At 40.0% G+C, this 14,647-nt stretch carries 9 protein-coding genes and 1 pseudogene; 6 read left to right on the forward strand and 4 right to left on the reverse strand.

The window, feature by feature from the left end; all coding sequences use genetic code 11:
- Nucleotides 1-236: 236 nt before the first annotated feature.
- Nucleotides 237-371, reverse strand: a pseudogene (locus IM500_RS24380) (lipoyl(octanoyl) transferase LipB); the annotation flags it as partial.
- A 486-nt stretch (nt 372-857) separates the two neighbouring features.
- Between IM500_RS24380 and hpf the strand changes: the two are divergent.
- Nucleotides 858-1,457, forward strand: coding sequence for a ribosome hibernation-promoting factor, HPF/YfiA family (gene hpf / locus IM500_RS01025; protein WP_061432672.1), 600 nt, complete (start codon nt 858-860; stop codon nt 1,455-1,457).
- Between the two features lie 58 nt (nt 1,458-1,515).
- Here the strand turns inward: hpf and IM500_RS01030 are convergent, their stop codons facing one another.
- Together IM500_RS01030 and IM500_RS01035 are read right to left on the reverse strand one after the other, a co-directional pair.
- Complete coding sequence (locus IM500_RS01030; protein WP_190718522.1) at nt 1,516-1,926, reverse strand: Hsp20/alpha crystallin family protein; 411 nt, start codon at nt 1,924-1,926, stop codon at nt 1,516-1,518.
- A 236-nt stretch (nt 1,927-2,162) separates the two neighbouring features.
- Nucleotides 2,163-2,804, reverse strand: coding sequence for an L-threonylcarbamoyladenylate synthase (locus tag IM500_RS01035; RefSeq protein WP_002771642.1), 642 nt, complete (start codon nt 2,802-2,804; stop codon nt 2,163-2,165).
- Between IM500_RS01035 and larC the strand changes: the two genes are divergently transcribed.
- Complete coding sequence (gene larC / locus IM500_RS01040) at nt 2,781-4,037, forward strand: nickel pincer cofactor biosynthesis protein LarC (RefSeq protein WP_287737439.1); 1,257 nt, start codon at nt 2,781-2,783, stop codon at nt 4,035-4,037. The two genes, IM500_RS01035 and larC, sit on opposite strands and share 24 nt — an antisense overlap.
- Nucleotides 4,038-4,166: 129 nt before the next feature.
- Here larC and IM500_RS01045 read toward each other — a convergent pair whose 3' ends face one another.
- Nucleotides 4,167-4,619, reverse strand: a complete 453-nt coding sequence (locus IM500_RS01045) for a DUF29 domain-containing protein (protein WP_190718531.1) — start codon at nt 4,617-4,619, stop codon at nt 4,167-4,169.
- 323 nt (nt 4,620-4,942) lie between these two features.
- On the opposite strand from IM500_RS01045, the gene IM500_RS01050 reads away from it, so the two are divergent.
- From IM500_RS01050 to IM500_RS01065, 4 genes are all read left to right on the forward strand, one after another.
- Nucleotides 4,943-8,911: a hypothetical protein gene (locus IM500_RS01050; RefSeq protein ID WP_287737440.1), complete on the forward strand. Its 3,969-nt coding sequence runs from the start codon at nt 4,943-4,945 to the stop codon at nt 8,909-8,911.
- Nucleotides 8,912-8,960: 49 nt separating this feature from the next.
- Nucleotides 8,961-11,828 carry a LamG-like jellyroll fold domain-containing protein gene (locus tag IM500_RS01055; RefSeq protein WP_190718535.1) on the forward strand — a complete coding sequence of 956 codons (2,868 nt, stop codon included), beginning with the start codon at nt 8,961-8,963 and terminating at the stop codon, nt 11,826-11,828.
- A gap of 135 nt (nt 11,829-11,963) precedes the next feature.
- A complete protein-coding gene (locus IM500_RS01060) occupies nt 11,964-13,199 on the forward strand; it encodes a ComEC/Rec2 family competence protein (protein WP_190718538.1) in 1,236 nt (411 codons plus the stop codon).
- 9 nt (nt 13,200-13,208) lie between these two features.
- Nucleotides 13,209-14,594 carry a hypothetical protein gene (locus IM500_RS01065; RefSeq protein ID WP_190718542.1) on the forward strand — a complete coding sequence of 462 codons (1,386 nt, stop codon included), beginning with the start codon at nt 13,209-13,211 and terminating at the stop codon, nt 14,592-14,594.
- Nucleotides 14,595-14,647: the final 53 nt, after the last annotated feature.

Below are 14,647 nucleotides of genomic sequence, written 5' to 3' on the forward strand. Positions count from 1 at the left end.
CCACCTTAATTCCTTCTTTCAAAACTATACCTATCAATCGTTTCCCCTTTTTTTTAAGTTTCTTCTCTTTTTGTTCAGAAAGATCTGACTAATGGATAGGGTATAGACGGGGGCTGTTCCAGTATTAAGTGGGTGGGTGGAATTAAATATAAGATGAACGTAGGTTGGGTTGAAGCATGAAACCCAACGCCCGCATGGGTTACGCTACCGCTAACCCATCCTACAAATAATTGTGCCTCCCTACTTAGCAGGATATCAGGTAAGTCGGGATTAGCAATTCTCGCCCCACCAGCGATCGCTGTTGCCAAAGAATAGGGCGTAATTGCCCGAATTTTTAGCCCACAGAGACGAGGTATTTTTTGAGCATTCATGGCGAGATTTGTCAAATTATTTAAGAAATGTGAAGGAGCGCAAAGGAAAATTAAAAGAAGGGAAGATATAGATGTTGGGGAGAATACTAAGTGCTAATCTAAGGTTATCCCATCTATTCCGAGGTTAACCGTCGAACAGGAGAAACAATCACCGGATTCCCTTGCTGGCGGCAAAAATCAGTTTCTTTAAATGAAAGTTAACAGAACTTCGCATTTCTGTTAAGAGAAGGTTTAAAGAAACTTGTTAGAATAGAGGTAGATAAATCCAGTTGCAAATAGGCGCTCGACCCGATGAATTTTCCGCGCGATCCGACAAAAAAAAGAGAACGAGAACACCGACAATATCTAGACTGTGACCTCTAATTGACTTTCAATCAACAGCGTGATCGAGCAGTTTTTTTGAGGATTAAATTCCTGGCATCAACATCCCTTAAAAATAGTTGATGTGGGCAGTCCATAGCAAAATTTTTAGATGGAGTAGTGAGTATGAAGCTATTGATTCAGGGCAATAATATCGCTGTCACCGAACCTATTCATGATTATGTGGAACAAAAGCTGGAGAAAGCGGTGAAACATTTTAACGGCATAACCACAAAGGTCGATGTTCACCTCTCCGTGGAAAAGAATGCACGCATTCCCGATCGCCACAAAGCGGAGGTAACGGTTTATGCTAATGGAACAGTGATTCGCGCTCAAGAAGGAAGCGAAAATTTGTACGCGAGTATTGATTTAGTTTCTGATAAAATCGCTCGTCAACTCCGCAAGTATAAAGAAAGATTGGTGGATCATCGCACCAACGCCCCCGTTAAAACTAGCGAGGTGGTGCAAGAGAAACCCTTAGATGATAGCCTAATTGGTGATCGCACTCCCGAATTACCTGCGGAAGTAGTGCGGATGAAATACTTTGCCATGCCACCGATGACTATTGAGGAAGCGCTAACACAATTGCAATTAGTCGATCACGATTTCTATATGTTCTGCAACAAAGACACGAACGAAATCAATGTTATCTATCAACGCAATCACGGCGGTTTTGGTGTTATTCAGCCCCGTCCCGTTAACGTAAATGGCAAAGAATCCAATTAACAGTTAGCGACCACAAATAAAACTAAAGACTGGAGAAATTCTCCAGTCTTTTTCTCATCTAACCAAGATTAACTTTAACCACTTTATTTTTTTCTGCCGCCGCTTTCGGGAGGGTGAGATAAAGAATACCGTCTTGATAGTTAGCGGCAACTTGGCTATTTTGCACCTCTACTGGCAGGGTAATCAAGCGACTAAATTTACCATAATAAAATTCGCTGTTTTCTACCTCGGCAGGGCATTCACGTTGCCCGTTAATAGCCACCATTTGCTTGCTAACCTCCACATCGATATCTTTAATATCCACACCGGGTAATTCGATTTTTAATTCCACGGAATCCTCATTAACAGAGATTTCCACCGGGGGACGAGATACCAAGGAAGTTGTCGGTAATACTTCTTGAAAAAGTTGATCGATTTGACGTTGAACAGAATTAATTTCTAGGAAGGGAGAATAAAGAGTGAAAGCCATAGTAATAATTTCCTTGAGAGGTTTTCTCTGACTGCGATTACCTCTATCTTAAGCAACTAACTTGGCTTACACAAGACGGTTTTCAGGAAATAAAAAGTCGCAATAACCGATACAGTTATCAGTTATCAGTTATCAGTTATCAGTGGCAAGTGGGAAGTTGTGGGGTGTGGGGTGTGGGGTGTGGGGTGTGGGGTGTGGGGTGCAAAAAAACTGACGGCTGACGGCTAAAATAACTGTTATAACCATTGTTGTAATTCCGGCCAACCCAAACCCTGACGCACGATATCCGGTTGATCGCCAGTAAAATCAACAATTGTTGACACTTCCGAACCGGGAGCCGAACCATCTTCGATAATTAAATCAACGATATGATCGAGGGCATCGAATAGCCTAGCGGTTTCTAATCCCTTGGTGGGAAAATCCCCCTCCTGATCGGGAAGATGGGCAGAACTAGAGATAATGGGATTTTCTAGGGTTTCGAGAATAGTGCGACAGATAACGTGATCGGGAACCCGGATACCGGTGGTTTTCCGCTTCGGATTCATCACCACTTTCGGCACTAATTTAGTCGCCGGTAAGAGAAAAGTGTAGGGACCGGGTATGACTCGTCGCATAATTTTATAGGCATAATCGCTGACCACTGCGTACTCGGAAATATTCGACAAAGAAGAACAGAGAAACGTCAAGGGTTTATCATTAGATAGTTGCTTGATTTGGCGAACTCGTTCGACGGCGGATTTCACATTGAGATCGCAACCGATCGCATAGACGGTATCGGTAGGATAAAGCATAATTGCCCCATTTTTCAGGGCATGACAGATTTCTTGGATAGAACGTTGTTGGGGATTTTCCGGATGGAGAGAGTAAATAGTAGCCATGATAGCAAAATCGTCGCCTATTGGGATTGTCCCACGGGAATCGCCGGGGATATGTGTTTAGGGGCATTAGTAGATTTAGGAGTCCCCCTAGAATACCTGATTGCACAACTACAAACTTTAGGAATCGAGGATGAATATCAGTTAAGGGCCGAAAAAGTGCATCGTCGCGGTCAAATTGCCACTAAGGTTCACGTCGATGTCACTGCCGAGAAGTCAGATCATCATCACCACCATCACCATCATACCCCCGCTCGTCATTTACCGGAGATTGAAAATTTAATTAAACAGGCAAATTTACCCCAGAAAGTCCAAGAATGGAGTTTAGCGGTTTTTCAACAACTTGCGATCGCAGAAGGATCAGTTCACGGGATCGCACCGGAAAAGGTGCATTTTCACGAAGTCGGAGCAACCGATGCCATTATCGATATCGTCGGGACTTGTTTGGGTTTGGATTGGCTATCGGTGAGTGAATTATACTGTTCTTCTCTACCCACCGGCGGCGGTACAGTTCAGGCCGCCCATGGTCGTTTACCGGTTCCCGTGCCAGCAGTAGTACAATTGTTTAGTCAGGGACAAGTACCAATTTATAGTAATGGCATCGAAGCGGAGTTAGTAACACCCACGGGGGCAGCTATTGTGACAACTTTAGCTAAAAGTTTCGGTAAACCGCCGAAAATGCAGTTAGAAAAGGTCGGTTTAGGGGCAGGTACAAAAGATTTACCGATTCCCAATCTTGTCCGGCTTTGGTTAGGGAAAAAAACACCAGAAAAGCTAGATGAAAGGGAAACCGTGGCAGTTTTAGAAACTCAAATTGATGACTTAAATCCGCAAGCGATCGCCTACTTAAGCGAGGCTTTATTACAAGCAGGGGCTTTAGATGTATTTAGTCAAGCAATTACTATGAAAAAATCTCGTTTAGGGATACTCTTGACAGTAATTTGTGGCTTGGATAAAATTGCGATTTGTGAAAGTATGATCTTTCAGGAAACCACAACTTTAGGCATTAGAAGGACGATTCAAGAGCGATCGATCTTAAAAAGAGAGATACAATCGATCGATACTGTCTATGGTAAAATTAGGCTAAAAGTTGCCTACAAAGAGTCAATTAATCAACCGATTACCGTACAACCAGAATACGAAGATTGTGCCGCTATTGCCCGTCAGCATCATCTACCTTGGCGATTTGTTCATCAAATGGCCTTAGCTATTTGGCAAGAAAAAAATCAGTCTTAACAGCCGGGCGATTTTCTCCTAAAACTGCTAAGTAATAGGACAAAATTAACTTCTTGGTTAGGATAGGCAAAAGGCAAAAGGTAGTTAGATATGTGTAATTAATTTTGCTTAGGTACTTATATCCATTGTTCAAAAGCTATTTTCAGGAAGATAATCCCAATTTAAAACCTGTTCTTGGCTAAAAGGACAATCAACTGGAAAAGTTTCTTTTGGTAAATTAGTTTCATTTACCGTCCCTCGCACTGCTTTTTGATAACATTCTGCGAAAATATCGGCTAAATAGGGTTTTAAGCTGGGACTATCCCTAAAAATAAGCTCTAATTGTTCTCTTTGCTCATCAATGGTATTTATCCAGCTATTAGTCCGTTTTTCTGGTTGATATTGCCATTTAAGTAAGTGCATCAAGAGAACTTTTAAACGGCCGAATACCTCCCGTCTATTATTACGTCCCATATCGGATATTTCTTCGATTAAGTTATCTAAATCAAGGGCCTGTAAATTGCCCTTTTTTAAGTGATTTACGGTTTGCTCAAGCCACAAATTAAAATCAGTTGCATAAAGCTGAGATAATTGATTTTTCATGTCGATGTGGGATTTTTAAAGGGAAACTCTCCGCCAAAATTGGTCGTTACTTGCGATTTTATCACTCAATCTTGGCTCTTGGGGGGTTTAACCCACCCTCCCCCGCACATTAGCTTTTCGGTGGGACGCTTACACGCGGTTGTCATACATTTATAACAGTTTAAGAGTGACTGATAATTGCTGATTGTCGGTATTTCTGCCAAGGTGAGATGCACCCGAAAAAATAAATCTGATTTGTGAATAAAAACTGAATATTTTAACATTAGAAAACTAAACCTGTTATAATCGGGGCAAAAATAAATGCTTGTAATCCTAATGAGAACATGGTCAATAGTATTTTAATGATTCCTGTTCATTTGGATGCTCTCTATCTGAAAAGAGAGCGCCTAGTTATAGAGGCGATGGCAGATTTGAGCATAATTCCTTATTTTAATCAAAAAAGAGACGTAAATCCGAATATTGCTCATATCAGCGAGGAGATTGTTTCCCAACCCTTTCAAAATCAAAATCTTTACCTGAAAGCAGGAATCCATTTACATTGGGCGTTACCCGATGCTTTAACAAAAGGGATTCAAGATAGCGATAAAAAGACAGTTTTCCCATCAGTTCCTAATCGCTGGTTAGTAACACGCACTCTTAACGGCAAAAAACGTCAATGGGTAGTGGAGAGTGATTATCTTTATCGGGAAGGAGAAGGGGAGCAGTTAGGTAGTATTGCTTATCCCATTGAGATAAAGAATGGTAATCATCAACCATTTCGCTATTTAGGTCGCAAACTGCCTATAGAAGCTTGGTTAGAAAATGATCCCAAGGCTGAATACTTAGCCTTATTAACGGCCGTAGGTTATGGTGAACCGACTTTTGCGGCTTTTTATCCCAATTGTCACAGCGTTTTTGGATTTTATGATGATTATTCTCCTCAACCTACTGATAGTTTACAGTATGATGTGATTGGGTGGTATAGTGACTTAGAAAAGGATTATTTCAATCAGTTTATTCAGTTAAAATTAAAAGATAAATTGAGTACACAGGAATTAATCAAAGCGATACAAGAGAAATTCAAGTGGGACATTCCCGTTAAAAGCAATGAACAAATACCTCAAAGAATGCTCTGCTATGCCCGCTTAAAGTTTGCTTCTTCAACCAATACAGAGAGAGAAATTTCGGTAGAAGTGGCTGTAGGAAATACGGGAACGGAGGCATTATCTGCTTATTTAGGTCAAAAAATTGACAACAATTCTCAATCTATTATTGAAGATCAATTAGAAGCTTTAACCCTATCTTCTAGTCTAGAACATCGGCAGTTGGATCTAACAGCTAAGTTTGAGGAAGCACGCCATGAAAAAGGGTTTAATGCGGTCTCATCTGGCACAATATGGACAATTACTTTAGGAAGCACAAACGCTACAACAGCAAATGCTGAAGATGCTCAAGCTCAGAGCGAAGTTACTTTACCCGATAATATAGCTCCTAAACTGAATCAGCTTAATCTCTCTCAACAGAAATATGACTGCACTTTCGATGAAATTGAGTCAATGCGTCGGCAACTCTTTTCTGATTGGTATAAGTATATGTTAAGTGCTTATCCCCCCCAAGGTAGCACCGCTCAGTATCCTGATATTGATGAAGTTAAATATTATATTCAGGAGAAGGGAATTAAACCTTTAAAGGCAAAACTGAATGATCTAGAGAATTATAAAAAGTTATTGAATGAATCTTTAACTCAATTACAACAGGCGATCACTCAAGCAAATATTACCCAGTGTAACTTAAAAGTTAGTGATATTTTAGATTGGGAAAAATTGATTAATCAGTTAGAACAGGGAACAACAGAGCCAATTAAAAGAATTAAGCAGTTAATCCCCGATTTGTCCAGTAAAATTGCAGGGAAAAACCAAGGAGAAATTATAGCTGCCTTAAATTTAATTTTGACTAGAAGAGATTTTTACCAAGAAAATGTATTCAAGACGATTCCTCAAGGATTATTACCGAACAAACCCGATTTAATTAATTGTACTGAAGAAGAATTAGTCAGTTTTAATCGTCAGCTTTTGGAAGTTTCTTTCCCTCAACTAATTTTAAAAGCTCCACCACCTTACACCCTGAAACCTATTGCCAGTTCCCGTTATTGGCAACCAACAGAACCGGTTATCTTGATGGCGGGGGAAGGGGTAAAACCCACCATTCGCCATGGACAAGATGGAAGATTGAGGGATGATGGACTGTTAGAATGTGAGATTTTACAACAGGAAGAGGACATTTTTCTCAATGGATTTTCGTCTATTCTCGTTAAAATTGATAAGATAGAAAACAATAAAAAAGGGGAACATATTGGCTTTAACACTTGGGAAGAACAACCTTGGCATCCGTTTTTACTAGAGTGGGAGGTACAAGTTTTTCCCCTCCAAAATGGCTGTAATCATGGCATCTATAATCATCAATATGATGCTGAGTTTATTACGGGTAATTATACCTTGAAAGAAAACGAGCCAGAGCTTTCTTTACAGTACGGAAAGGGGGCTGTTCTTAAAGCTGCTAATGTTTATAGTGGTCGGAGTATTTTAACACCCCATGCCGGAATTAAGCTTAAGGAAAAAATAGAAGTTTATTTAAAGAAACAGTTACCTGATGAGGCTAAAGAATATTACGAACCAAAACTGTCTGAACAAGAAGAAGCTTACCAAAAAAGAATCCAAGATTGGTATAAGGACAAACCAAATTCTTTGACCAACTTAGACCAACAAGAAAAGATTCAAGCCATTCAAGCTTGGTATGAGCAAAAACCCTGTTATGATCCTAGTAATCCTAATTTAATTTTCACTAATCTACTCTCGGATCAAAAAGCTAAAGACCCCATTTATACTGCCATTAGAGCTTATCAAAATCTTTTAAGCCTAAATTGTCTATCTCAAGCTTTAGGAGGGTTTAACGAGGCTTTATTGATGCACAAACAGACCTTACAGTTACCTATTGCTGATCCTTTAGGATTTAATGATTATCAGGCTTTTACAGATGAAATAAAAGAAATGGTACAACAAAGTATCCGTAGTGCGCCAGAACCTTTAAATGATTTTAACCCAATTCGCTCAGGGGTAATGAAGATTTTGCGGTTACGGTTGGTGGATACTTTTGGACAGGTGAAGGATTTAGATATTAGAAATATTATCACTCCTGAACAGATGACGACTCCAGGCAGTCCCTATCTGATATCTTTACCCCCTCGTTTGGTACAACCGGCGCGCATTAATTTCCGTTGGTTATCTGCAATTGAAGGGGAACAGGAAATGAATAGTCATCCAGCTACTACTCCTATTTGTGGCTGGATATTGCCTAATAATTTAGATAATAGTCTCGCTATCTATGATAATCAGGGTAAGGCTTTGGGTTCGATTAATCAATTAGCAAAATGGGAAGCTGCGCCGGGGGAAAATACGGTTATCCCCTTTGATAAAATTGATGATCATTTACAAAAAGTGATTAACTATATTATTAAGCAGGGGGCAGAATTTTTGTCTAATTTTATTTCGGCTTTAGATAGTGGTTTAGAAAACATTGATCCCGAAAATTCAGCGCAAAATCAAGGTTTAGTACTGTTAATGGGACGACCTATTGCCCTAGTCAGAGCTTCTTTAAACTTGGAATTAGAGGGACTTCCTGCCATTAACCAAGATTGGGGGGTATTTTGGCAAGATTTAAGACGCAATTTCCGAGAAACGGATGGCTTTGAAAAGGTCAAGTTTCCAATTCGTTTAGGGGAATATCAACAGTTAAATGATGGTTTATTAGGTTATTGGTTGGAAGGGGATGATGGAAGTCTCAAGGATATATTTTATGCCCCTCAAAGTGATTTAGAGGGAATTAATCATCCTGCTATTAAATTTCATAATGCTAATAATCCTTGGCACATTGATCTTAATGTAAAAGATCCTCCTACCCTGTTAACCATGCTTATAGATCCCAGAGGAAAAGTTCATGCAACTACAGGAATTTTACCGACGAAATCGATTGATATTCCCCCGGATCAATATCAACAAGCGTTAGAGAAAATAGAAATTACTTTCTTATCTGCTCCTATCTTGACAGATTATGGTAAGATTAATTTAGCTTTACCTGATGAAGTCGGTTATCAGTGGTCATGGTTAGAGAAAGAAAAGGAGCAATGGTCAACTGCTGACAAAATAGGTCAAACTAATGTTAATGCTATCTTCTCTGGCAAGCAAGAAATTCGAGAGGGATGGTTAAAATTAAGCACCAAAAAAGAGCCACCCAACCCTAATAGTCCTAATCCCTAAGTTTATTCAAAATTCACCCGTTAATTTTTTAAATCAAGGAGTATCAATTATGAGTAACACTAATGACTTAGTTCTACATCTAAAACTAGATACCATTATCCCCGATGCAGACAATCAAAGAGTTCGTAGTGCTTTTTTAAGCGAGAATGTTTCAGCTTTAAGTGAGAATATTTCGGCTTCTACTGAGAACCAATATAGTGTTCATGGTAGTCCCCAAGTTGTGAGTGATGAACATTTTGGCAGTTGTTTCATTTTTGATGGAAGACAAGACTATATAGAAATTCCTAATTCAGAGGACATTAACTTTGCAACTAATCAAGATTTTACCGTTGCCAGTTGGATAAAAATAGCCAAAGAACAACCATTTAAAACCAATGGTGACAACGATATTATTGAAAAATGGAATGGTAGTGGAGGTTATCCCTATGTCATCAGATATATTCCTGATAACCAAACAATCTGTGCGGCAAGATATGATGGTTCTAATAGTCCCTATGTCACCACCACAACTAAACTTAATAGTGAGCAATTTTATCACATTGCTTTTGTGAAAGAAGGTAGCAAGTTACGGCTTTATTTAGATGGACGTGAAGAAAATAGTACGGATGATACAACCCAATCTCAAACACAAAATGATTCACCTCTTTATCTAGCACGTAGAGGAGGAAGCAATGAAGCTTATGCTAACTATTTTGCGGGAACAATTGCTCATCTCCGCATCTATAAAAAGGCATTATCTCCAGAAGAAATTAAACAGGATATAAATGATAATTTAACGGCGATCACCGCTTTTAATCTTGCCTATCCTCTTGATTTTGACTTATATGAAGGGGACAATAAAGAGTCCATTATCTTTATTGAAAATGATACTAAGGGAGAAGAACTGGTTTTTGAAATTCAAAATGATACAGAACAAGAGATTACTTTACCAGCAAAAAGTGGAGCAGTTACTCAAAATAATTATCATTTTGAATTAAGATTTAGACCTGATACTCTATCGCCTAAATCTTTACAGCAATTGGCTTTAAAAACCCAAAGTAATTGGAGTATGAGTTCTCCTGTTACTCAAGCAGATGGGATAGTTTCTCTCTATTTCTTAACAACTAATACTACTTTATCAGCTAATGAGGTCGTTACTTTAACCCTGCCAAACGTCAGTGCTTCAGCAGCGGGAGGGGCGAGAACAACCAGAGTTGAGTTTTTATGTCCAGAGTTTACTTATCAAGGAGAGACTTTAACTCATTATTATCGAGAAAAAAAACTCAGCGTTATCGATCATCGAGGGAAGAAAAATATTCCGCTTCATGTCAGTTTTGTAGGCTCTAATCGGATTTTGAATGATGGCACAACGACAAATAAGTTAACTTTGCGAATTGTTAATGTATTAAAAGATAAATCTATTCCTTTGATTCCAGATAGTAAGGGGGATCAAGCTTCTAAGTTTATTATCTCTTTTGATGTTCAAGAAGCAAATCAAAATAAGGATTGGGCTTTGGGAACCACAAGTCAGATACAAGGAATAGGGATTCAAGGAAAAGATTTTCGACTGAGGGCAAGACATATAGAGGAGTGGAAAATTGTTAAAGAGACTCAAGGAGAATCGCCAACTTGGACAATAACTAATCAAAATGAAGAAAACGTTGAGTTACGACAGGAACAGGGTATTGAATTAACAATTAACAATATCATTTCTTCTCTTCCTTCCGGTCAGACCAATCTTTATATACGCTATGAAAATATTCCGGGTTATTGGGATGGAACTTTTATTTGCACCATAGAGAAAATGCCCATTTTATATAAGGAAGGTAATGTAGGGATTGGTATCAGCGACCCAGGGAAATTCAAATTAAACGTACAGGGAGGCGATCTCAATGTTAGCGGCACAATTTACCGAGGTGGAAATCCTCTGATTTATGAAAATTATGAGATTTATTTAAGAGGTTCTGCTTTTGACTCTCCCGAAGGAAATAATACGTTTTTAAAAATTGCTAATGTTGCAATTACTATGACTAATAACAGGGGATTAAATACAGTTATTCTTCGTCCTGATGGTAGTTATAAAAAAGGCACTTCTCATGATATTTTTGCCGATAAAAGTTATTGGAATGATTGGGCAAATTGGATTAATGATCAAAACAATGTTGCTAATGGTGATGTTGTTGCAGTAGCTAGTTGGGATGCTATAAGGAATGCTCCTAGAGGTGGAGCTGCAGAAACTTTATTGACCTCCATTAAGGCTTTCAGGGCTTTTGAGGCAGAAAAAGGTGAATTTCCTGAGCGTTCTCCCTATGTTCTCTTATTTGTCAAAGGACGAGCGGGAGCAATGGAAGTCTGTCAACCCCATAAAGGACTTAATGCTCATCTGAAAACAACTTACTATGAACTGTTGAATTATGGTAATACTTCAGTCGTTTTAAGGGGAATGATTATAATGTGGGCTGGGGATGTCAATCAAATTCCTGTTGGTTGGGCTTTATGTGATGGCCAGAATGGTACACCCGATTTGCGAGATCGGTTTATAGTAGGTGCAGGATCTAACTATGGAGTTAAGACTACTGGGGGTCAGGCTACTGTAACCCTAACCGAAGCACAAATGCCTCCTCACAGACATACTGGAACAGCAGAAAGTAGTCAGCACCGGCATATCATCCCAACGGATAGTGGTGGTGGTGGAGAAGGTTGGGGGCAGGAGAGAATGATACAAGCAAATGTTTATAACAATGCAAATAATTGGGCTAATGCAAACAGCTACGCCTATACATACGGAGACCCTGTGGCACAATGGACTCCTAATTCAGCACCGACTGGGGGAAAGGGGGAACATACTCATAACTTGGCTATCAATCAAAGTGGTGCTGGACAAGCACATAACAACATCCCACCCTATTATGCGTTAGCCTATATTATGAAGCTATAGCCTTTTATTTTGCTCCAAATTAGCTAAAAAATGATGGAACATAAAAAGCGATCGCCTCCCATCCCACTCCCAATTCTCTGAGGAATTTCTTATGATACAGACTTATCCTATTTCTAAAACTATGGAGGAAAAATTATGTGTGGAAACGAACGAAAAAGACAGAGTGACGGAGACATACCTGATCAAAACGGAGACGGACCTGATCAAAAAAGACCACAAACCCGCAGTCAAACCAAACCAAAACGGGATGCAGAACAGGCGGCTAATCTAGAAGCGGCTCGAAAACATGCAGAGGAACTACGCTTGCGTCGGGAAGAAGCCTTAAAAAAACAACCAGCGACTCCGGCAGGAAATCGCGGAGATGGCAGTTTACACATATCATTCCTGCAAATGGGACAAGGAGATTGTTGTCTGATTGCCACCCCGAAAGGGCGTGTCATTATGATTGACTGTGGTTCTGATTCTAAGGATAGTGAAGACAATGCGGTTTATACAAAACGGATTAAGGATTCGATTTACACCGAAAAATTCTTAAAAAATCAGAATGAAATTGATATTTTAATTCTGACCCATCCTGATACGGATCACTACGAAAAAGCCAAAGAGGTTCTTAAGGATAACGTAATCATTCATAATGTCTACCACAGTGCTAAATTTCCCGACTACAGTGCCGGACAAACCAGCACTTGGATTTCTTCTCGAACGACCGATCCCAGTTTTATCAAAGCAGTTACCCATAATTTATTGACCTGTGGCTTTATTCGGATTAATGACAAGGACGTGCTAAATGCCGATGAAACCAACACAGTCGATCGCCTAGATGGGAAGGGAGGCATTCGTATTGTTGATGAAGAGAACTGTAAAATTGCAATCCTGGCCAGTAATGTTGATAAATTGTACGTCAACGACAACAGCAACACGACCAATCGAGGAAGTGTCGTAACCTTGATCGAAATCTTTGATCAAAAACTGTTAATTTGTGGAGATGCGACCCGCAGTACAGAACATTATCTCCTCAAAAATCATGGCGATCGCTTGGCTAATCTGTGTGTTCTGCAAGCTCCCCATCATGGTAGCAATAATACATCATCCTCGCAAGAGTTTGTCGATAAGACGAAGCCTATCAACGTCGTCATGAGTGCTGGTAAAAAAGTTGATAAAGACCATCTGCCCAGTGAAGATACCATTGTCCGCTATGAAAATTGTCAAGCATTAAGTAAACGGTCTGAAGTCCCTGAACATGAAATTTTTTATTGGGAAAAAGGGAGTATGGGTTCTTATAGTAACACCAGTAAATTTACCAAACGTGCGGTCTATATAACCGGTTCTAACGGCACGTTTTCACAGAGATTTGAGCAACCTTCCACATAGGCAATTACGATGGATTTCACCCAACTCAAAACCCATATTATTATCACAAACAATCGGCTGGAACTGGCTATTAACGATCTGGCTTCTAGCGATCTTAGTCAATTATTTGTTCCTTATCTGAAGGATGGCAAGTTAGTCATCGAGAACATTACTCAGCACACCGAAACCGACACGGACATCACTGTGGTAGGCACAGGATCACAACCTCCCTTCGCCGGAATGCAGGTTACAGCCGTCTTTAGTATTCAAGAGGCCAATCCGGCCATCGTTGTTACGGCTACGGCTGATAGCAATTGGACTTTAGCTCAAGAATATCCATCATTACAACATACCCTAGCCGAATCGATTCATTACAACAGCCCTAGCTTAATCCTGAGTTCCTATGACGCATCAACAGAAGCAAAAAGAGGAATGACTTTTCATGGGACTCTCCATACTGATTCAATTTTTGGCATTTTAGAATTACTCTTTCCCAAGGTCGAGCATCGTCTGTATGGCGAGATTACCATGACCCCAAGGATACCGGAAGTTAGTGCTGACATTGAGCCAGTCCCTAATATGTTTATCGAGGGACCCGATGGCATTACCACCGACTTAACCTTATTTCGATTGACCGATATCCGCTACGAACTTTGCATTGATCCTCGCTTTAACTATGACAAAGTTGAATGGGATAACCTGGTTTATCTTGCCTTTAGTGCTAATATTCCGTTTCAAGCACAAGGAACCCAACACTCAATTTTTCTCTCAGCGCAACTATTTAACCCTCAATCTGATGTTCGTTTGAGTGCCGATCTCAGTGATCTGGGTAACGTTGCCTTAGAAGAATTAGGATCTCTGGTGAACCATACCGGATTGACAACTCCCTTCGATTTCAACATTAAACAATTAGTGCGGTTTGCCAATTTAGACATAGTGATCAATCCCACCGGCAGTCCCAAGATTCGCTATGTCAACCTAAAATTAGAAACTCAAGAAAGCTGGACAATTGTTGAAGATTTACTAACCCTAGAGGCGATCGATGTCTCTTTCCGAGTAGATGACCCCTTGGGAGGACGCAACCTTTCGGGATCGGTTTCTGGTTTAGTGGGAATTGGAGAGTCAGGAACGCTGGAGTTGAGTGCGTTCTTTGGCAATAACTTTTCAGAGACTTCCATCGGTGGAGGTTTGCGTCGAGGAGATCCCCCTCTCAATATCCGTGAGGTCTATGAACACTTTACCAAGAAAACCAATCCCCACCTACCTGACTTGGTAGTGACAGCCTTTGACTTCTTTATGGAGTTACCCACCAAACAGCGATCAGCAACCTATTGGGACTTAGGCGTTTTCGGTCAGCAAAAAAGGCTCAAACCATTACGGGACAAAGGGTTAACCTCGATTTATGATTTTCCTTGATCTATCTGGGTTTCAGCGATTTTGGGCTTCTCGAAGTAAATCCCAAGCGGGGA

The sequence above is a fragment of the Microcystis sp. M179S2 genome, assembly GCF_020245805.1.
Lineage (GTDB): Bacteria > Cyanobacteriota > Cyanobacteriia > Cyanobacteriales > Microcystaceae > Microcystis > Microcystis aeruginosa.

Coding starts and splice junctions, on each gene's coding strand:
- IM500_RS01065 (WP_190718542.1), top strand. CDS start 13,209: ATGGATTTCACCCAACTCAAAACCCATATTATTATCACAAACAATCGG.
- IM500_RS01060 (WP_190718538.1), top strand. CDS start 11,964: ATGTGTGGAAACGAACGAAAAAGACAGAGTGACGGAGACATACCTGAT.
- IM500_RS01035 (WP_002771642.1), bottom strand. CDS start 2,804: ATGGCTACTATTTACTCTCTCCATCCGGAAAATCCCCAACAACGTTCT.
- larC (WP_287737439.1), top strand. CDS start 2,781: ATGGAGAGAGTAAATAGTAGCCATGATAGCAAAATCGTCGCCTATTGG.
- IM500_RS01050 (WP_287737440.1), top strand. CDS start 4,943: ATGGTCAATAGTATTTTAATGATTCCTGTTCATTTGGATGCTCTCTAT.
- IM500_RS01045 (WP_190718531.1), bottom strand. CDS start 4,619: ATGAAAAATCAATTATCTCAGCTTTATGCAACTGATTTTAATTTGTGG.
- IM500_RS01030 (WP_190718522.1), bottom strand. CDS start 1,926: ATGGCTTTCACTCTTTATTCTCCCTTCCTAGAAATTAATTCTGTTCAA.
- hpf (WP_061432672.1), top strand. CDS start 858: ATGAAGCTATTGATTCAGGGCAATAATATCGCTGTCACCGAACCTATT.
- IM500_RS01055 (WP_190718535.1), top strand. CDS start 8,961: ATGAGTAACACTAATGACTTAGTTCTACATCTAAAACTAGATACCATT.